This is a genomic window from Limnohabitans sp. JirII-29 (assembly GCF_003063395.1).
Taxonomy (GTDB): Bacteria; Pseudomonadota; Gammaproteobacteria; order Burkholderiales; family Burkholderiaceae_C; genus Limnohabitans.
Window position 1 is genome coordinate 373600 of sequence record NZ_NESB01000004.1, and the last position, 18680, is coordinate 392279.

General features: G+C 51.7%; 16 protein-coding genes. 8 read left to right on the forward strand and 8 right to left on the reverse strand.

Going from position 1 to position 18680, the window contains the following annotated elements:
- Positions 1-49: 49 nt before the first annotated feature.
- On the reverse strand, positions 50-1060 hold the full coding sequence (locus B9Z39_RS09195; protein WP_108301472.1) for a TniQ family protein: 1011 nt from the start codon (positions 1058-1060) through the stop codon (positions 50-52).
- Between the two features lie 9 nt (positions 1061-1069).
- A complete protein-coding gene (locus B9Z39_RS16900; RefSeq protein WP_146183307.1) occupies positions 1070-2047 on the reverse strand; it encodes a hypothetical protein in 978 nt (325 codons plus the stop codon).
- Positions 2048-2229: 182 nt separating this feature from the next.
- On the opposite strand from B9Z39_RS16900, the gene B9Z39_RS09200 reads away from it, so the two are divergent.
- From B9Z39_RS09200 to B9Z39_RS09220, 5 genes are all read left to right on the forward strand, one after another.
- Entirely contained in the window at positions 2230-2667 is a 438-nt protein-coding gene (locus B9Z39_RS09200) for a helix-turn-helix transcriptional regulator (protein WP_146183308.1), read from the forward strand.
- 296 nt (positions 2668-2963) lie between these two features.
- Positions 2964-3962 carry a hypothetical protein gene (locus tag B9Z39_RS09205; protein ID WP_108301474.1) on the forward strand — a complete coding sequence of 333 codons (999 nt, stop codon included), beginning with the start codon at positions 2964-2966 and terminating at the stop codon, positions 3960-3962.
- A gap of 50 nt (positions 3963-4012) precedes the next feature.
- Entirely contained in the window at positions 4013-6256 is a 2244-nt protein-coding gene (locus B9Z39_RS09210; protein ID WP_158269478.1) for a hypothetical protein, read from the forward strand.
- Complete coding sequence (locus B9Z39_RS09215; RefSeq protein WP_158269479.1) at positions 6249-7700, forward strand: ATP-binding protein; 1452 nt, start codon at positions 6249-6251, stop codon at positions 7698-7700. The genes B9Z39_RS09210 and B9Z39_RS09215 overlap by 8 nt, the downstream gene beginning before the upstream one ends.
- A complete protein-coding gene (locus B9Z39_RS09220) occupies positions 7657-9033 on the forward strand; it encodes a TniQ family protein (protein WP_108301477.1) in 1377 nt (458 codons plus the stop codon). The genes B9Z39_RS09215 and B9Z39_RS09220 overlap by 44 nt, the downstream gene beginning before the upstream one ends.
- Positions 9034-9131: 98 nt before the next feature.
- On the opposite strand, the gene B9Z39_RS09225 is transcribed toward B9Z39_RS09220, so the two are convergent.
- The gene (locus B9Z39_RS09225) at positions 9132-10319 is read right to left on the reverse strand and encodes a hypothetical protein (RefSeq protein WP_108301478.1); all 1188 of its coding nucleotides are present in this window, start codon (positions 10317-10319) and stop codon (positions 9132-9134) included.
- Positions 10320-10634: 315 nt separating this feature from the next.
- Between B9Z39_RS09225 and B9Z39_RS09230 the strand changes: the two genes are divergently transcribed.
- Entirely contained in the window at positions 10635-12080 is a 1446-nt protein-coding gene (locus tag B9Z39_RS09230; RefSeq protein ID WP_108301479.1) for an IS1182 family transposase, read from the forward strand.
- A gap of 475 nt (positions 12081-12555) precedes the next feature.
- Here the strand turns inward: B9Z39_RS09230 and B9Z39_RS09235 are convergent, their stop codons facing one another.
- Genes B9Z39_RS09235 through B9Z39_RS09255 form a run of 5 tightly spaced genes read right to left on the reverse strand, consistent with a single transcriptional unit; the run spans position 12556 to position 17019 of the window.
- Positions 12556-13032: a Mov34/MPN/PAD-1 family protein gene (locus B9Z39_RS09235; protein ID WP_108301480.1), complete on the reverse strand. Its 477-nt coding sequence runs from the start codon at positions 13030-13032 to the stop codon at positions 12556-12558.
- The gene (locus B9Z39_RS09240) at positions 13020-14651 is read right to left on the reverse strand and encodes a ThiF family adenylyltransferase (protein ID WP_108301481.1); all 1632 of its coding nucleotides are present in this window, start codon (positions 14649-14651) and stop codon (positions 13020-13022) included. Before B9Z39_RS09240 ends, B9Z39_RS09235 begins: the two co-directional genes overlap by 13 nt.
- Positions 14648-15790: a cyclic GMP-AMP synthase DncV-like nucleotidyltransferase gene (locus tag B9Z39_RS09245; protein WP_108301482.1), complete on the reverse strand. Its 1143-nt coding sequence runs from the start codon at positions 15788-15790 to the stop codon at positions 14648-14650. Before B9Z39_RS09245 ends, B9Z39_RS09240 begins: the two co-directional genes overlap by 4 nt.
- A gap of 8 nt (positions 15791-15798) precedes the next feature.
- Positions 15799-16788, reverse strand: a complete 990-nt coding sequence (locus B9Z39_RS09250) for a CBASS cGAMP-activated phospholipase (RefSeq protein ID WP_108301483.1) — start codon at positions 16786-16788, stop codon at positions 15799-15801.
- A 6-nt stretch (positions 16789-16794) separates the two neighbouring features.
- Positions 16795-17019 (reverse strand): DUF2188 domain-containing protein, encoded by a 225-nt coding sequence (locus tag B9Z39_RS09255; RefSeq protein ID WP_108301484.1) that lies wholly within the window; start codon positions 17017-17019, stop codon positions 16795-16797.
- Positions 17020-17148: 129 nt separating this feature from the next.
- On the opposite strand from B9Z39_RS09255, the gene B9Z39_RS09260 reads away from it, so the two are divergent.
- Entirely contained in the window at positions 17149-17487 is a 339-nt protein-coding gene (locus B9Z39_RS09260; protein ID WP_108301510.1) for a helix-turn-helix domain-containing protein, read from the forward strand.
- On the forward strand, positions 17474-18265 hold the full coding sequence (locus B9Z39_RS09265; RefSeq protein ID WP_108301485.1) for an ImmA/IrrE family metallo-endopeptidase: 792 nt from the start codon (positions 17474-17476) through the stop codon (positions 18263-18265). Before B9Z39_RS09260 ends, B9Z39_RS09265 begins: the two co-directional genes overlap by 14 nt.
- Positions 18266-18680 lie beyond the last annotated feature (415 nt).

Below are 18680 nucleotides of genomic sequence, written 5' to 3' on the forward strand. Positions count from 1 at the left end.
AAAGAAGGCCAAATCACGGTCATTAAAGATGCGCGGTTAAATTTGACAATTACGATGTGGAAACAGATCGAATACTTTTTAGAAACTGCTGGAGGGCGTATTCAAAATCTCGAAGTTGAACGCCGTGGCGACGGCAAGATTTGATGATCGACTGCCCTGACAAGACATCCTTCAGCGCCATTTCTCCACCGCTTTCGTGAAATCCACTGACATGAACTCGGGCTTCTTGTTGGCACGCCCTCATAGCGTCATCGGGGTCATCCCAAAGAAGCGCCATTGCAAGCAAATACAGTTTCGTTGCATATGCATTTCTTGAAGAGCGAAGAACCTCATCTACAGCCGCAAATCTGGCATCTTCCGGCTTCGTGAATATCAGCGGAAAGTGACGCATAAGCCAAGCTGGTGGTAGTTTTTTAAGTGCAAATTTAGTGAGAACGCCGCGTTCCCCGCCCAGCAATGGGTTTGCTTTGGAAACTAATGTACGTGTTATGACGGATGGACTCAGAGGTACACGTGTATGCATTGCCAAATCACTCAACACCGAATAGCGTTGAATGTATGGGTTCGAGAAATAAAGATCCCGCTCCATTTCTGGAATGGATTCATTAACAGCTACTGCATTTAGTGGCGCACGACCATCCATGCACCATCTTTTAGCTGCAATCAAGGATCGAGCATGCTTAGTGCAGTGATCTACACCAGGAAGTTGATGCCCTCTTCGCCAATAGCTGACTCCATGAAAGTCCATATCCTCTTGAACGCAAGATGGGCAAAATTGTGGAAGCTCAACTGAAAGCGCGCTTCCATAAATTCGATTGTTTGTGAGCAAGTCAGGATGAGTGCCTATGTCTTTATGAAAAAAGTCACCACTCACAAATCGTTGATATCCGAGAGAGGTGTGGTGATAAATGAAATATGAAATGCTCAACCCAGTGATTTCAACTAGTCGAGATAAGGGCTTTTCTTGCTTAGCAATATGGGTTGAATTCATCAGACCAATCCGAAATCCGTAACTGCGAAGAAATTCGTCTGGCAAAGGTGCGGGGATGTTTGCGTACATTTTCAAAAATTATTTGCAATGGCTCGGCCTTGTGAGGCAACCCGCAAAATGGCTGTACTTCGCATCTTGTTTTAGAGATTGCCAAGCTCTCCGCCAAACGGCTTTAACGCAAGCATCTGGATTCCAAAAAATAGTCCCTCCATGAAGAATGAAAGGGTGCTCCCGAAAAAAAGCTGTTGTTGCAATAACATAATGCTCATCTGAATCATTACTGAGCGCACTGGCCAGAAATCGTATTCGCCTCGGTCTTGTATTTAATGCTCTTGGATTGCGTTGTAGATGACGTTCAACTAAAACTCGTTGCATTGAAATAGCTTGGACCAAGCGATCGACAGGAAAAAGAATTTCTCCCCAGTAGCCACCACTCAACCTCATTGATTGAACGATAGTGCGTAAGCTAGCTTTCGTTTGTTCTGCATCTTGGTACTTCCAGACGGGGTCATCGATGTAAAGCAACGGCAAGACCAAGATCACAAACGTCAAATTTTCTAATTTTTTTACGCTTCTAAGGCTTGTTTGTCGTCGCACGAGCTCAAATAAAAGAAGCGCATCCAGGTACGACATTTCAGCCATGTTGTACTTAGATACCAATCGCAGATTGATCTGTCGATACGGGAAGTATTCGCTCTTCAGATCTTGAAAAATCTGTCTCCATTTAATCGGCATATGGGCAACCATTCGCTCAATTGTTCTAACCGATGGTTTTGGATTCCGTAGCAATGTCCAAACTGGATGATGAACTTGAAATGACAGCGTCGGTAAAGCTGCAGTGACTGTCCGGGTCAATTTTTCAGATGGTACGGCCGTACCGTTTTCATACCTGTACCACTTGGATTGATGAGGAATCCCAGCGTCATCTCTCCAAATTGAATCAGGGTCAAACCTTGATGCAATTCCATGTACAGGTTGTAGGTCAGCCATTGCGCGAATTTCAGCAAGCCAAACTCGTGATCTGATGCCGTCGATAGCTAATGTGTGAGACTTCATTTTCAGGTGTTCCGACAAAAAAGTACGTTTTTTATTGCCTCAATTTCACTCTTGAATCCGTGTTTTCCGAGTCACTTTCAAACACGCACCTGAAGTATTCCACGACAGAAGTTGAGTAGGTGGTCAACAAGGTCTGGAATTCATAAGATTGCTCAACTGTTTTACAAAAAAGCACCAAGACAATGAATACAAAAACTATTCCATTTCTATTTCCAATGGTCCTCACAAGACTCAGAAAAAGCCGTGCTGTATTGCAAAAAACTGCAGCGTTGGAGATGGGAATTGACCCGACAGTGCTTTGCGCCATTGAAAAGGGTGCGCGTGCACCACTCGACGATGAGCAAATCAAACAAGTAATTGATGTGCTACGTCTCTCAGAAGAGGAGGCCGCTCAACTGCAATGGGCAGCACATCATGATCGATTAGTTGGCCACCTAGGGCATAAAGGAGCAACCGAGGCCGAAATGGCGTTCATCTCTACGGGACTGCATGCGCTTCGGCATCTGCAACCCCAGCAGATCAAGGGACTGATGGCTAGCCTTCAACAAATAGATAAAAGTGCCAGTCTTGTTGCTGCGCTAGGTAAGTCCACCTCTTTGCTGGAGGTTGCTATGACTTAAAAGAAAACGGCGGGCACAGGGCCCGCCGGGAACGATCTGGCTAGAGCCAAACCAATAAGCACCTTTATTCTCTAGCCAGCTCGATTCCCTGTCAATGGGGCTCGGGTTGCGTCTGTCGATGTACCTCCGGAAATTTGCATTCGTTTGCCAAGAAATTTGGCATGCGTGGTGAGAACGCGTCCGTAAATTTTCAGAAAAGCCAACAAACTCATCTCCGTGCTCCCTCGTCATGCACGGCACTCGCTGCTGCATCAACAACGAATGACTGAGCGCATGTGCGCTCGGAGGGATAACGCATGTCAGATATTGGGGCGCAAAAGTATTTGGACGTGAAAGATTCACCCGGCCAGTACCTCTATGAGTACCGGTTGCTCGATCGAATCACGCGAATGGACCGCAGCAAGCTCAAGAAGACCTACACGGAGCGAAAACTCAAGCAGGTTTTCGGTTGGATCAATGCAGGTCGAGGACTAGGCCGTGGGGAGTCATATAGCCCGTGGATTCGAATCACCAGGGGCTTTTCAAGTCCGGTGAGCCATCAGATGTTTTCATCGTTGAGCATCCACAAGCGTAACCACCATTTTTTGAGCAAACTGGAACATCACACGGCCTTGCAGCTGGCGTATTTGGGGGCTGTGGAGCTGCGGGAATGCCTACCGTTGTGGCCGACAGAGCATCAACACCCGATTGAGATAGATCCGAAGGCACGAACGGTTGGGTTGATGGATATCGCCCGCGATGCTGGCATTGAGCACGGGAATTTTGTGGGCAGCGATGTCCCTTACATAGCCTCGGTGGACATGATGGCCACGATCCAGTGGCAAGGCAAAACGCACCATCTGGGGGTCAGCTGCAAGCCGAAGGAAATTCTGATGGGCAGTATCAGAGCGCAAGAGCGGGCGACGCTGGACGAAATTTATTGCCGCATGGTCGGAGCAATGCATCTTCGCGAAGGGGGATCGCAATTCAACCCCACCTTAGTCAAGAATTTGCAGGCGTATCAACCAGCCCAACACGAGGTGCTGAAGTGGGCGAGTACTGGGCAATTGCAGGATTTCTGTAATCACCTAAATCTCTCCTATGACGGCCAGCCACTGCACGCGGCCATTACTCAAGCAGGAAAGGTTGTTCGCATAGGTGATCCGTTGGCATCTACGCTTTGGCGCGTGGGGGCTTGGGTGCATCTCATCGATATAGACATGGGGCAACGTATTTCCATGCTCAAACCAATCAAGCGTGGCAAAGACCGCTGTCTTGGGCTGCTGGCTGCGCATTTCCTGGGAGATGCCAAATGAGTCGAAGTTGGGTGGGTAAATGCATCGTTCAGAGGTCGGCGACTGGCAAGATGATTCAGACGTCTAGGATCATTCATGTGGATTTGGCACAAGAGTTAGTGATCCATGTGCCGTTTCCGAAGTCACTGGGAAAAAGACTAGCCAACTATGTCCCAGCTCCACGCGCAATTTCGGCCATTGGTTTGGCAAAGGCATTGGAGAATTCCGAGAAATGTGAACTGGTGGATTTCAAGACGCCAGAACACTGGCTGTGGACAGATGCTCAGCTTGAGTCTGAGCTTGAGAGCAACCCCATACGACGGCACAGGCGAAAACTTGGTAAGTGGAAAGAGGTCCGTGACAGATCCTATGAGTTAATCCAACCATTTGTGGAGAGGTGCACGGTTCAAGAAATTTTGGAGCATCCCGATTTGCAGTCTTGGCCCGCACAGCGTGCACAAGAGCTGGGCTTGAAATCTGGGATCAAGATCAGGCGGGCACTTCAAGCCTATTTGCTGGGATTAGGCGACAAGAGAGCACTGATGCCTGGATACGCAAATTGCGGAGCCCCAGGTCAGCAAAAATTCAGCACCAAAGATACAGGACGTCCAACCATCGCGGCCCGAATGCTGGGAGAAAAAAAGCACAAGCCTAATCTTTCGCCAGAAGCGAGGGCCAAATTGGCCCTAGGGTGGCAGCGACACAAAACCAAAGGGGTATCGGATCGGGTGGCATTAGCCAAGACACTGAACGACTATTTCGTGAAGTCGGTTACTCCCTCGGGGCAAGGCATCAAGGTAGAGCTTTTGCCAGAGGCATTTGATATCAGCCAGGCCATGTTTGCGTATTGGGGGCTACGGAGTCAGCAAACGCTGCGCTCTATTGAATTGAATCGCGGATTGTTGCCATCGCGAGATGAGACGCTGCGACGTATGCACAAGGCCCGAGACCGATATGACACTCTCAACGGTGTTGCATACATCGACAGCACATCCACTGACCAAACCCTGATTTCCTCCATTCATCCACTCAAGCGGTTGAAATCGCCATGGCGAACAGAAGTCTTGGGTGCTTCGATTGATTACATCTTCGGGATCTATGTGGGATTTGAGGCTGCTAGCGCCACTACAGCATTGCTGGCGATATTGAGCGCTGCCACAGACAAGGTAGACATGTGCGCCCGGTTCGGGCACATCATCGAACCCCGAGATTGGTATGGCAGCACCTTCAATATGTTTGAGGCGGACAACGGGGAAGCCAAGAACAAGCTGACCATGTACACGCTGCAAGAGCTGAGCACATCTGCCAGCTACGGCAAGGTGTATGACGCTATCAATAAAGCACCCAATGAGTCAGGGCACCACCAGCGCCAAAAAAGAAATGACCATTTACTGCCCGGCACCACGATGGGACGTACAAAGATTCGGGGAGAGGCCAACCGGATAGAGGCCGCCGGGTTACGGTTTGAAGACTACATGCATTTGCTGATAGGCGAAATCCTAAGGCACAACAACGAAGAATACCTCGATCCACCTCGCATAGAGATGTACCCAAAAATCAAGGAGCGGACACGCAGAGGTGTTGTCGAGTGGATGATCGACCACCACTATCTGTCGTCTTCCCCGATGGACATTGATGTCCTCCGGGTGACCTGCCTGCCTCGGTTTGAAGCCTCCATGCATACCGATGGCATTCACCTCTTTGTTCCAGGCTCTGGTGGGAAGCGGTTGATTCGCAGACTGGTCTATCGCAGCGACTACCTGCTCTTACAAGGTCTCTTACACCAAAGCCGACGCAAGGTCGGCAGGCTGTTGGTTCACATGAACCCGATGGACCTGTCCCATATCTGGGCCAACATTGACGGGCTTAAGCGCTTTGATCTTGCTACGGGCGACCAGGATTTCGAAGGGGTGACGCTGATGGACTGGCTGGCCATCAGTGAAGACGACAGATTGGCTAGGTTTCTAGCCAATAGGTTTGAAAAACAGCATCTAGCTGACAAGCTGGCTAATGTGGAGAACCGCTACAAGGTGGGGAAGAGGGCTCAGCAACAGGCCATCAAGACGCACGGAAAGCTCACCAAGACCGGCATGAAACGAGATGTCCGAGCCATGACCGAAATGGAAAAAGCCATCCTGACAGGCGTGCCGGTGAAGCAATCCTTGCCATGGGAATCGCAAGAGGCGGATAAGGCAGAAAAACTGCTCTCTGAGCCACAGATGGTCCCTCAGACACAGCCCAACTCATCCAATGACCTGTGGCTCGACATCGCCGCTCAGATCTATGAAAACCACAGTGGAGGACCCAATGGATAACTCCGTTGAAAACCCATTACTGCAAGCACCAGGACTCTCATCCATCTCCGGATGGCTTGCTGACTCCAAATTGCTGGTTAAGGCGCTGATTCATTCACCCGTCCCGTTTGCCGGAGAGTGCTCCTTGCCCATGTCGCAACGCCGCAGGTTGACGGATCAGTACCAGAAGATCTTTGTGCCCACCTACCCAGCCATACGCATTGCTGACCGCATGCTGAGTGCGCTGCAGCACGGATTGGAACGGCGCAATCCAACCTGGCCGGAGGTGCAACGTTGGATCAACTCGACTCAGCAGTGGTATCGGCGCAGTGTGGATGAAATTCCATGGAATCCAGTTCAGGCCAAGGGCATGATCCTGGAAGGGATGACCGGTATCGGGAAATCGCACATCGTTGAGCGAGTGCTTGGCTTGTTGCCGCAGGTGGTAGACCATGAGCCCAAGGGTGACTGGGGGATGCTCAAGCTCAGGCAACTGGTGTGGCTCAAGGTGCCTATGCCTGCTGACCATTCCAGACGAGGTCTTCTAGCTTCCATCTTGGCCGAAATGGACCGCGTGCTAGAGACCGACTATTACAGGTCTTTGATGCGCCCCACTAATAGGATCGAAAACCTGATTGTTGGGGTGATGCAGCTACTAGTTCAGCACCGATGCGGCATGTTGATTATCGAAGAGGCTCAAGAGGCCAATTTGGGGTCTAAGGTGTTCTCGCGAGACTTCCTAAATTTCTTCTTGAGAATTCTGAACTGGGGCATACCGACGATGATTGTGGGCAATCCGCTTTCATTCTTGGAGTTGCGAACACACGCGCAGGACGTGGATCGATTTTCGGAGGGCGGGTGGTTCACCATGCTTCCGGAATGGGGACCACAAAGCGATACTTGGACTAAGTCGTGGCTACCTGGGCTGTGGCAACCGTGCTTGCTCGATTTGGTGGATGCACCATTCAAAACTCTGGACACTATGCCGGAAGCAACGGACTGGCCATCGCTTTTGTGGCAAATGACTGGAGGTTTACCAAGGCAGTTGGCTAGGTTGAGAGCCGAAGTCATGGACTGGGCACTGATCAACAAGATGTCGCAGGTGACGACTGATATTGTTTTCCAAGTGTTCGTTCAGTCGCCGAAGTTCTCTGGCGTGCAGGCAAGAAATCGTGCATTGGCTAACCATGACATGAACGCTCTGATGGGGTATCGGGACCTACCTCTCAATCAATTGCGTGAATATTGGTTGAGGGATATGCCTGGCACGTACCCGAAAAAGCCTAAACCTGGACCATCTCTCGAGCCTCGACATCCCAAAGTGAGCATTGGAGACCAAGAAGAATCGCCAGATACTGCGGAGCGAAAGCGATTGATAGCCGGGCTGAAGTCTCTAACCAAAGAAGCTAGCCTCGCACGACATGTCCGACAGGCAAGTAAGCGTAGAAAAAAAGATGCCGAGTAATCTGCTGCATCTCATTCCCGATTGGCGCGGGGATGAGACGCTGTACTCATGGTCTGCACGTATGCATCGACTTCTGGGCGGGCCAACCAAAGAGACGGGGCAGCGGCTCTTTGGCGCTCTTCATGCGTACAAAGAATGGGCTGCCAGCAGTCGATTGGATCATCTGAAGTCTGTTACAGATGGATTGCTCGGGAGCAGTCGAAGCATCTTGCTCAATAGAACTGTGCTCGCGGCTTACTACCCTTTCCTTCGGGCAGAACAGCGACAAGAGTTTGATGACCGCGCAGCAAACGCTCAGCGAACCCCCTGGCTGACTCGATTTGGCATGCGTGCCAGCGCCCTTGATGGATCTGAAGTGCGCTGGTGCCGGTACTGTGTCGAGGAAGATGTACGCATGTGGGGTGCGTCCAGATGGCGGGTGTCTCACCAAATGCCAGGAGCTTGGTGGTGCGTAGAACACGATATACCACTCAACAGGTTGAAACCTCAACGGGCAGAGTGGTCCGTGCCCAATGGTTCAGAGCCGATCCCAGATGTGCTGTTGAACATCGATGAGCGGCAAGTGTTGCGAATATTGTCGGCATTGACCGCCAGTCTTATTGGCCGTGAGCGGATCGACTTGGTATTCATGAAGCGAGCACTTCTTTCTCGCTTGAGGGACATCGGGGTGGTGACATCTATGAAACCGGTATCCCCAGAAGGTTTGCAGCAGTGGTTTACCAAAACGTATCTGGCTAAAGCAATTCAGCTATTTGAGTCTGAATTGCAGCCCGTTCTTGACGGTCCCTGGATCTACGAAACCCTGCTCAAGCGCCGCTCAAATCACCCCCTGCTTTGGATGATGCTCTGGGTGTCCGCTTTTCAAGGATCGTCCCAGCAAGAAATGGTGCGGGGATTTCATGAGCCAGATGCCACCCTCATCTGGCAAGAGGACGGGCAAGGAATGCTTTGGGTGGAGGAAAATTTTCAAGGAGATGACCGTGTTCAAGCCATCGTCCGGAATGCAGAAACGATCCGAGATGCAGCTCTGCAGCTAAATGTCTCCATCGCGACGGTCAGGCGCTACATGCGGGAGGCGCAATGTTCACCGAGGTTGGTGCATGCTGAAGATAGGCGGCAGATCAGGAAAAATGAGGCGCTGGCTCAAATTGAATCACTGATTCAAGCTAACCCCGATGTCTCAAAATCAGAAATCCACCGGAAGTGCAAAGGGGCGGTCAGCTGGTTGTCAAAGTGGGAGCCAGAGCTCTTGGCATCACTGATGACTCAGATACCTGAGGTGCGAGAACGACAACTTGAACTTGAGATGAGTAATTACACACAGGGGGTGTAATAAGCGTTGCTGCTGTTTACTTGCCACATGACAAGGACCAATGGGCGTTGCCAAGCGGGCGTTCGACATGCAAGTGCCGTTTGTTCCCAGCGAGAGACTCATCCAATGCTCCCTGCTACGCCTGCGGTGACAGCATTCAAACCGAGCTCAACGAGCGCCGATGGAGACCGAGTCTGCAAGCCCCCCGCAATCTTCTGATGCAACTTTGCGCTGACTTCGGGAGCCAGACCGGCCCACCAGCTCGGTGTGCAGAAGAAGTTCTCAAGGTGCTCCATGGCTAGCACCAGCAGTGAGTTCGCCTTCTCTTCGTGCGGGATGGCCTTATAGGAGTCCACGAATCGAGCTGCAGCACAGTCAGGCCCCCCGAACCAGCCGAAGACAACGCAGGTGTTGTCGCCCAGTTGCGTGATATTCAGTGCGATATGGCTGACCGGCAGCCCTACTTTTATCTCCTGGAGCTGAGCACCCGAGAAATCGAACTCCGGCATGAAGGCACCCGCTGCAGCGAACGGCAGAATCTTATCAAATTCAACACCATAGAAGCTGAACTTACGGAAGTCCTGGGACTGGAAAGCATCGTCGTACAGTGCCTTCAGCTGAGTGATGTCCATGAGGCCTTGCTCTATTCCAACCTGTTGCATGCTGAGGAAATTTTGAAGCATCGCCTGCTGTTCGAACGAGCGACCATAGTCGATGAACTCCTTGCTTGCCACATGCGAGCGCAACTGGGAGCCCTTGATGGCCAACTCATAGGTAACCGCACGAAGTGACAGCAGGAAGCCACTATAAGCATCTAGCTTCGAGTTCACCTGCTCCACCGGCCGAAATAGTTCCGTGTCGTGATAGCTGCAGAAGCCGGGGAAGGTGGATGCTTGGCCAACACCAATCTTTTCCATATCAACCTGACCACCCCGCTTCTCCAAGTCCGAGAAGGCCTTCTTGGTCGAGCAAACATGACCATTTTCGGCGATGGCGCCCAGCCCTCCCCGACGTTGGATAGTGTGGGACTTTATGGAAGACGGCGATGAGCATGTCGTTGCGGACGCCTGCGGATGCTGGCAAGGCCCGGTGGCGTAGTACTTCAGTCGCTCTGCATTGGCCCTCCCGAATGGCAGAGGCTGTTGTTTCTCACGGTTTTTGTGGCAAAACTTCCAGCTTTTGCCGGACGCGCACCAACAAGGCCCGTATGCATTAAGCGGTTTCTCCACCGCTGCAAGCAAGTTGAGCGCTCCAGCGCTTCGGGCCATGGACATGAAGTCACCCCGCGTTTCCAACATGTCTGGCATGTAGCCTCCCTCAATTTTGATATTCAGCGTTTGTCGCCCTTGTTAAGCCTATCGCATAACAGCTTGGCCACTTGCCACCATCGGTCAAAAATCGAGCGGCACACGGATAGTTTCCTGCGCACGAGCCGCTGCCAACCAAATGCCCGGTAGGGGTCTCCAGCCGCGAAGACTCTGTTCAGCCTAAAACCGGCACTCAATATTCACAGGGCAAACACTATTGTTAGTCTGGAAAAGGCTGAGGCTGTGTGAAAACCCTGTCACGACCCGAGGCCAAACTCGGTAGAGTTCACAGACATATTGAGCGCTGGGGGCAATATGTCGAGATACATCGAAGGTCAGGACAGACAGCAGGTCACGCTGTTGCCAGAGTGCCTGGATGACTTCATTGCAGAAGACAACACCGTTCGGATCGTGGACGTCTTCATTGATGAGTTGAACTTGATTGACTTGGGGTTCGATGGCGCAAAGCCGGCGACAACGGGCAGACCCTCGTATCACCCCTCAGTGCTATTGAAGCTCTATCTCTACGACTATCTCAATCGCATCCAGTCCAGTCGCAGACTGGAGCGCGAATGCCAGCGCAACGTCGAACTGATGTGGTTGACCGGCCGGCTCGCTCCCGACTTCAAGACCATCTCTGACTTGCGCCGCGACAACGGCAAAGGTATCCGCAACGTCTGTCGCCGCTTCGTGATGCTGTACCGCGAGTTGAGACTCTTCACTGAGGCTGTCGTGGCCATTGACGGCAGTAAGTTCAAGGCCGTCAACAACCGCGACCGGAATTTCACTGGGGTGAAGATCGACCGATTTCAAGAGCACATTGAGCAAAGCATTCAGCGCTATCTGGATGGATTGGAGACGGCTGACCGTACACAGTCAACTGAATTACAAGCCAAGACTGAACGGGTACATGAGAAGGTCAAGAAGTTGCGCAAGAGCATGCAACAGTTCGAGCAGATCAGGGAGAAGCTGAAAGCAGAGCCCGATGGACAGCTGTCAGTGACAGACCCCGATGCACGCGCTATGGCCACCAGCCGACCCGGCTCTGCGATCATTGGCTATAACGTCCAGGCGGCGGTTGACGCCAAACACCACCTGATCGTTGCCCACGAAGTAACAAGCGACAGTAGCGATAGATCGCAGTTGAGCAAGATGGCGTTGGCTTCGCGCGAAGCCATGGGCATCCTCGATTTGCACGCCCTCGCTGATCGGGGTTACTACAACGGTGTCGAGCTGAAGGCCGGCCAAGACGAGGGGATCGCGGCCTATGTGTCCAAGCCAATGACCTCAAACGCAAAAGCGGCGGGTCGCTACGACAAGGCCGACTTCATTTATATAGCTCGAGATGACGAATACCAGTGCCCATCGGGGCAGCGTGCCATTCATCGCTTCACCAACGATGAGCGGGGACTCCAGATCCACGTGTACTGGCCGAGTGCCTGCCCTGGTTGTTCGCTGAAGGAGCAGTGCACGACAAGTAAATACCGTCGCATCAGGCGCTGGGAGCATGAGGACGTGATGGACGCTGTACAGCGGCGACTTGATCGCGAGCCAGATGCCATGAAAGTGCGGCGACGGACAATCGAACACGTCTTTGGAACACTGAAACACTGGATGGGCTCAACGCACTTCCTAACGCGAGGCATCAAGAACGTGTCAACCGAGATGAGTCTGAACGTGCTTGCATACAACTTCAAACGCGTCCTCAGCATCTTGGGCTTCGAGAAGACCAGAAACGCGATGCGGTCGATGGGTGCATAGGCACCCTTTTACGGTCGCTACAGGACCAAATTGCGACCCAGAGGAGGCTCCAAGATCAATTTGACGGAGCGCAGATGCGTCCAATCGGGAAAACCAGCAAGGCGGCTCGTTGCGTTAATGTCGAACGAGCTCCTTGCGAGTTATCACACGGCCTCAGCCTGCTGCAGACCAACAATATTGTTGACTTTGCGAATATTGACAAGCAGCGGCTTCAGGCTGATTCCGGTCAGACTGGTGTGCCGGTTGAATTCACACAGCGACCCAAAGCGGCCCTAGCGTCCCTCGATTTCCACGCCCGAAAGCCGATATTCACTGATTTCCGAAATCGCAGTGCTTGTCACCGCTTAGCGATTACCCCATCGCGTAGTGGCCGTCATGAATCGACCAGTTGCGAACTCAGGCACGCTACCTCAGTTCCTTGCTACATAGAACCCTCTATGGCTCGATGTACTTAAAGGCTTTGCTAAGACGTAGCCTATTCCACCCTCAGTAGTTTGATGCTCGCTCCATCGCTAGCAACAAGCTCGACGTGCAGAGAATGTCTGCCAACGATGATGGATAGCGTAGACCTACCATCCTTACGGCGTGCGGCCTGCTTTTGCCACTCACTTCGGTCGAGACTAGATGGCGACGGGTCGTCCTCAGGGTGTGTATGCCACTCTCCCAAATACCGCACAGTACCGCTGCTCTTCGTCCATTTTTCATCGGCTAGCAGTTGATGCCCAAACGGTAGCCTTTCAAAAAAGTATCGAAATCTCCTATCCCACTTTGTCGGGGTTGACGCTTCAAGGACCTCCAAGTGAGGCCCACGCACACAACCTAGCAAAATTCCGCCGCTCTCGGGGTCAGCTTCATGATGCTGAACATGCCTCTCAAAAGCACTCAAAGACAGTTCGTTAATTGATACGAGCAGGCGAAGGTCTGCCGTGCCCCACGTGCTCACTTGCTGCATGCTGGGCAGCCTTCCACTTGCTTTGGATTGCAATCATTTGCACCTAAACTCCACTTTGAGTCCGTGATGCGGGTTCGTAGTTTTGGGGTGTTCGAGTCATTCGCCCAATCAATCGCCATTTCTGCACCAAGACTGGCAGCTTGAACAGAAACCGTCGCTGGGAATGGAACGTAGAGTCCCTCGCAGCCCTGTCCCGAAGTGACTAAAGGAATATCTTCTTCCGTGGCCTTGTAGCGGCCATTCCGAACGTGACTGGTCAAACACCGACAACATGCTCCTCCCATGTCGTTCTGCATTAGCCCCCGAACAGCGACTCCAGGACCTTCAATCCATACTGACAGCATAGGAGTGCTGGATTCATGGTTCGCCGCTAACCAATGTCCAAGCGCCTCTTCTCCTGTGGCGTTAATCAGGAGGTCAATGCCAATAATGTTGGCGCTTTGAACCCTTACCGGTAATGCGCGGATTTCGGCACTGGGAGCATCTCTGAGAAGTTCCTTGCGAAGGGCTTTTGCTTTGTTCAAAAAGAGACTGGAAAAACCAAGCCGATGCCGGCCAATGTTGTTGGTGCCAAGTGTGTCCATGTCTACAAGGGTCAGTTGCCCACCACCGGTGCCAGCGCCAGCCTTTACTAACATGTCCGCCAAGTAGCCCCCGATGGTGCCAATACCAACGATGGCAATTCGCTTCCCCGCTAAAGTTTTTCTATTTGGCACGTTTCGCTCAGCAATGTATCGGTCGTCAACCCTGGTCACCGAAAGAGCCTTGACTCTGGATTCAAAGAGATTAGGGATTTTGTTAGGCTTACCGTTTGCAGCCCAACCACCTGCGGGCTTATTGAATAGGACCAGTACCCCGTAAACCAAGGCAGGCGACTCAATGAGTAAAACTGTGCCAAACGAGCCATTGTTCGCCGCATCTTTTACATGGGTTTCAATTTTTTGGCGGCTAGCAGAGTCGAATTGAGCTTGCCACCAAAGGAACTCTCGCAAATTTGAAAGAGGCCATACGACTTGGCTTGGCCGTGGCTTTGCGGTAGTTGAGATTTGATAGGTAGCAAGCGGCATGTCCGACTGCCGCCAACCCAACACCGCAATCTTCTTCTTGGTTCGTTCCAGGTTGTCTGACACTACCGGAAAGTCTAAATCTTCGACGGTCCCAAGAACAGCTTGCCGCTTTCCGTCCGCATGATCCTCAAGGTCAGATACACATGGCCAACCGTCCCAGTAGGCGAAAAACTCTTCTTCAAGGTCTTCGACCATTTCGGCGCGAAGAAGACGGCCGAGAACATGCTCTGCTCTCTCCAGGCAAGCAATGGTCTGCCCGACAGGGTCAAAAATATCTAGAACAATGACGGCTTTGGCCAAGTAGCAAATCTCTCCCTTATCATTGATGTGCGGCGCAATTGGGCGCAGCTGTGCGGGCACATCAAGAAGTCGAATGCATGGCAGGTCAAAGAAATTAGGGTCAATATCTATTTCGCAGGGATGCGCTGCATCACCCGCGTTGAGAGAACCTTTTAAGTGAAGCCACCCGTCTTGAGATGTGCTGACGTAGCGAAATCCCCTCGACTTCAACGCGTCGATAACTATGGAAGTGGATTCCCTAGACGGATTCATCCCGCTTGGGAGCGCCCAACAATTTCGGAAGGCCCATAAGCCGCAGGTGCAACTGCAACGGTTGCGGCAACCGACGTGACTACTACCCGTGAAGGCTCATTAGGGAAGCGGGGTCCAAATTGCCCGACCATCCAAACGCAGGCCTGAGAAGCACTGCCGGCATTGACCGCACCACGTAAAAACTTCTCAAACTCTTCGAAGCTTTTTGCAGCTTCTTCCACTTTCTCCGCACCCAAACGATCAGTCAGGGACTCTTTCTTGTCCACTGGATTTACTACTCCCTTGCGCAACGTCTCTGGTATCTTGGCAACGACTTCGAGGAGAGCTAAATCATCCCTGCGATCACGTTTTTCAAAATGCGGGGTTGCCGCCGCCATAAGCAGAATTGATGAGGGACCTCCGCTCGACCACTTCCAGTCACGAAACGCCTTAAGGTAGCGAACCACACGACGGAGCTGTTCTCCTTTGGCGGTCACTTCGTTCACAAACCACTCTTTGACAGGTCGTGGGTCAGACGCAATCCAATTGTCTTCGCGATGCGCCAGTAATACGGAATTACGAGGCAGTGCGGTCCACGCGTCTTTTTCTGCCTTTGCACGCATCGCCTCCATTAGTCCCTTGTGTCCATGGTCGAACGCGGCTTTTGCAAGGGTGCCGAACTCTTTGTCTGGAATTGCATAGAGGGGTACGTCAATGTGGGCACGTGGCCCTATGACTATGCGGATGCAAGTCGGTTTATCCGTCACCAGCTGCCAGGATTTGGCGGTAATAAGGGGAGCCAATGCCGCCTCTGCCGCAGCAAAGAAAATGGAACTTGCAACGCTTGGGCGCGACGTCTGAGCAACAAAACTGAGTGGCATGTACGCTCCATCATCCACATCCGCTTGCTGCGGGTTTTGAGCTGGCGCGTTTAGTGTCCTATACGCCCATGACCCCTGTGTAAAAAATCGCGGGTCGGGTACCTCTCCCTCAAAGCCCTGACTCTTCAATACGCGGGGAATGCCGAGCTTCAGGCAGTTTCGGACTTCGAGTTTTGCCGCTGCAATGTAATTTTTCTCCGCCTCGTCCAGCTCCAGCTTGTCAACGAAGCCGAGTTGATTGCCGTCTGCGGTATTGAATAGTGGGCTGAGGTTAAGCATTGGGAAGCCTATGAATTCTTGTTGGGACCATGGAAGAAAGTGGGGGCAGCTGCGAAGTGACTGCGGAACGGTTGAAACAAAGGTTCACCAAGGGCTTTCTGGGCGGCATGGGTGGCCCTGTCACGCAATGTATTGGTTGATGCAGGAGTGACCCGGTCAAGCGCCTTGACATCCTTGCTTTGGTCTGGGGTGGCCGCATCATCGATTTGGAAGTAGTCGTCCTGCAATGACTGACGCAACATGTAGTTGGAGGACGAGGCCTGTGCAGAAATTACTAGGTCAAATAGGCTACCGCCCCAGTTAAAGATGCCACGGTCAAGACTAGCCCCACCGCGAATCGTGGTACCAATCGTCATAGTTCCGATGGAAAGTACGCGCACTTTCGCCTTTCGGTCAGGTGCCAAAAACGTATTTACTTCATGCAACCCAAAAAATCCGGGGGCATTGCCAACGAGCCCCCCATCGGCATACACGCCGCGGCTATTGCGGACGAGCGGGAAATAAACAGGTGCCGCAGATGTGGCCATGGCCACATCGACAAGGCTCATGCGATGGTCCAATTCAAACTTCTCGTGGTGAGGCGTCTTGAAAAACTGCCCGAGGCCTGTGGAATAGTTCACCGTTGGAACAAGTACGCGGTGCTTGAGGTCGCCAATCGTTGCCGTTTTGAACTGCGCCTCAAGGACCTCCCTCAGGCCAACGTTAGAGTGCTTTGCCCCAAACCAAAATCCAAGCAATCGGCGAATCAGGGTGCGGTCATCAAATATCCGCTTTCCCTTTTCCAGAAAAAGCGCCTGCAATTCTTTGGCTGGCACTTCTTGCGCCAAACCCAATGCCAAAAGCCCACCTGCGGAAGTCCCGCATATCAAGTCGAAATGTTTTGCGATAGGGTGACCGAGAGCAGCCTCCAGCTCGGTCAATACCGTTGCCGTGTACAGACCTCGGTATCCCCCACCAGAAAGCGCAAGAACATGAAAAATCGGCTGCTCTTCGGTCATTGCTACTCAACCTTTTGGAGGAAACGGGTCGTTTCCGTAGCTGTCTTTATCCCGAATTCGGCCATCAGGACGGTGAATCACGGTCTCTGAATGCTGGTTCTTAGCAATTTCCCTTGCGGCATTCGAAGCTTGCTTTTGGGTGTCGTGAACGCTTGTGGCGCGCTTGTTTCCCTCGCCTTTGACGGCCCAGCCGTCTTTGTGGGGAACAACGTGTTGATTTTTTCCGGGCATATTGCTTCTCCGATGGTTAACAAGTCGTAATATATAGTTAATGCAATGTTGCGTCAAGTACAGTTGATGTATCGTCTTATATATATAATCGCAAGCACACCGAGTGCATGCTCACAACTGGAGACATTCATGTCTATTGGAGCCAAACTGACCGAGTTAAGGTTGCGCAAGGGTGAATCGCTGCAACAAACCGCAGATGCGGTTTGTGTTTCCAAGACTCATGTTTGGGCCCTCGAACGAGGCAACACCAAAAATCCCTCTTTGGACTTGTTGAAAAAACTGTCGGACCACTTTAAAGTGACTGTTGAGTACCTCGCTGGAACCGGCGAGGTCAGCAGTCTTGATGAAGAGGTTGCACACCAATTTTTCCGGGACTTCAAGTCTCTTTCTGAACCTGAACGTGCTGTTCTGATGCAAACTCTGGAGGTGTTCAAGAACAAGAGGCCCCAGGGAGATGTTGACACTTGACCTCATTGAATTGGCCGACCTCGTACGGCCCGAGCAGCTAGTCGATGAAATTCTGAAACAGAATCCGAACCTTCCACTCCCAGTGCCCATTGAGGACCTGGCAAGGCTTGCTGGAATTTCCAAAATTGAAGCTGTCACTAGCGAAGGCTTTGAAGGCGCTTTGATTTCGAACCCGGAGAAATCAAAAGGTGCAATTTTTTTCAACGCAAATCGTCCAAAGCCAAGACGCAGATTCACCATTGGTCATGAGCTAGGGCACTTCCTACTTCCTTGGCACAGACAGACTAACTTCAGTTGCACATCCGACGATATTTCTTCGCGCGCAAACGCAGACTGGGAGATTCAAGCCAACCAATTTTCCGCAGAACTCCTGATGCCTCGTCAACTGGTTAAGAGGCGACTTGTCGCTAACAAAGACCCCGAACTCGCTCACATTTCAGCGTTGACAGAAGAATTTGAAACTAGCTTTGAAATGGCTTCCCGCCGACTGACGGAGCTGAGCGAATACGCCTGCGCAATCGTGTTTTCAAAGGACAACGAAGTCCGGTACTCAGTGAAAAGTGACAATTTCACTGAAAAACTTTGCATACGAAAAGGTAGCACTTTGCCGTCCAAAAGTTTCAGTCGACAAAAAGAAACCGATCCGGACGATTGGTTCGAAATTGATGCAACCTGGTGGCTTCAAGAGCGTAAGGGCCTCGAATTTCCAGAGTCTGTTTATGAGCAAACCTTGTGTCAGGATGATGGGTACAAAGTGACGCTTCTGGCATACGACTGAGCACAAAGATGCAAATTTTTCACCGAGGACATTGAAATTTTCAGTGGTGCATACGCAGTCATCTGTTTGCTAACATCGCTGATGCGCATCCTGCAGTGCTGTATGTCGGCATTCGCAGCACCCAAGTCATAGCTGGGAGCGAATCTATGCTGGAAGCCAATCTATGATTGGCTTCCAGTTATCGGTCATTCGGGAATGGCCGTAGGTGGCCCATTGTGTAAGTTAGCCAGTCAACCTGGAATACCCGCTTACGCTGCATCGCCGACCCTCGCTAGCTACTGGAGAGCGGTGAGCGTCCAGTTATCCCATATTGAAGTTAAATCTATTTGGCCAGACGATGGTGTCCACTTAAATTTGGTGGACACCTATGCATCCCAAAACTCTCATTCGCCGCACTCACTCACTTGAATTCAAG

What these genes read in the sequence shown, in the direction of transcription:
- B9Z39_RS09195 (WP_108301472.1), bottom strand. Translation starts at nt 1,060, where the DNA reads ATGTACGCAAACATCCCCGCACCTTTGCCAGACGAATTTCTTCGCAGT.
- B9Z39_RS16900 (WP_146183307.1), bottom strand. Translation starts at nt 2,047, where the DNA reads ATGAAGTCTCACACATTAGCTATCGACGGCATCAGATCACGAGTTTGG.
- B9Z39_RS09200 (WP_146183308.1), top strand. Translation starts at nt 2,230, where the DNA reads ATGAATACAAAAACTATTCCATTTCTATTTCCAATGGTCCTCACAAGA.
- B9Z39_RS09205 (WP_108301474.1), top strand. Translation starts at nt 2,964, where the DNA reads ATGTCAGATATTGGGGCGCAAAAGTATTTGGACGTGAAAGATTCACCC.
- B9Z39_RS09210 (WP_158269478.1), top strand. Translation starts at nt 4,013, where the DNA reads ATGATTCAGACGTCTAGGATCATTCATGTGGATTTGGCACAAGAGTTA.
- B9Z39_RS09215 (WP_158269479.1), top strand. Translation starts at nt 6,249, where the DNA reads ATGGATAACTCCGTTGAAAACCCATTACTGCAAGCACCAGGACTCTCA.
- B9Z39_RS09220 (WP_108301477.1), top strand. Translation starts at nt 7,657, where the DNA reads ATGTCCGACAGGCAAGTAAGCGTAGAAAAAAAGATGCCGAGTAATCTG.
- B9Z39_RS09225 (WP_108301478.1), bottom strand. Translation starts at nt 10,319, where the DNA reads ATGCCAGACATGTTGGAAACGCGGGGTGACTTCATGTCCATGGCCCGA.
- B9Z39_RS09230 (WP_108301479.1), top strand. Translation starts at nt 10,635, where the DNA reads ATGTCGAGATACATCGAAGGTCAGGACAGACAGCAGGTCACGCTGTTG.
- B9Z39_RS09235 (WP_108301480.1), bottom strand. Translation starts at nt 13,032, where the DNA reads ATGCAGCAAGTGAGCACGTGGGGCACGGCAGACCTTCGCCTGCTCGTA.
- B9Z39_RS09240 (WP_108301481.1), bottom strand. Translation starts at nt 14,651, where the DNA reads ATGAATCCGTCTAGGGAATCCACTTCCATAGTTATCGACGCGTTGAAG.
- B9Z39_RS09245 (WP_108301482.1), bottom strand. Translation starts at nt 15,790, where the DNA reads ATGCTTAACCTCAGCCCACTATTCAATACCGCAGACGGCAATCAACTC.
- B9Z39_RS09250 (WP_108301483.1), bottom strand. Translation starts at nt 16,788, where the DNA reads ATGACCGAAGAGCAGCCGATTTTTCATGTTCTTGCGCTTTCTGGTGGG.
- B9Z39_RS09255 (WP_108301484.1), bottom strand. Translation starts at nt 17,019, where the DNA reads ATGCCCGGAAAAAATCAACACGTTGTTCCCCACAAAGACGGCTGGGCC.
- B9Z39_RS09260 (WP_108301510.1), top strand. Translation starts at nt 17,149, where the DNA reads ATGTCTATTGGAGCCAAACTGACCGAGTTAAGGTTGCGCAAGGGTGAA.
- B9Z39_RS09265 (WP_108301485.1), top strand. Translation starts at nt 17,474, where the DNA reads ATGTTGACACTTGACCTCATTGAATTGGCCGACCTCGTACGGCCCGAG.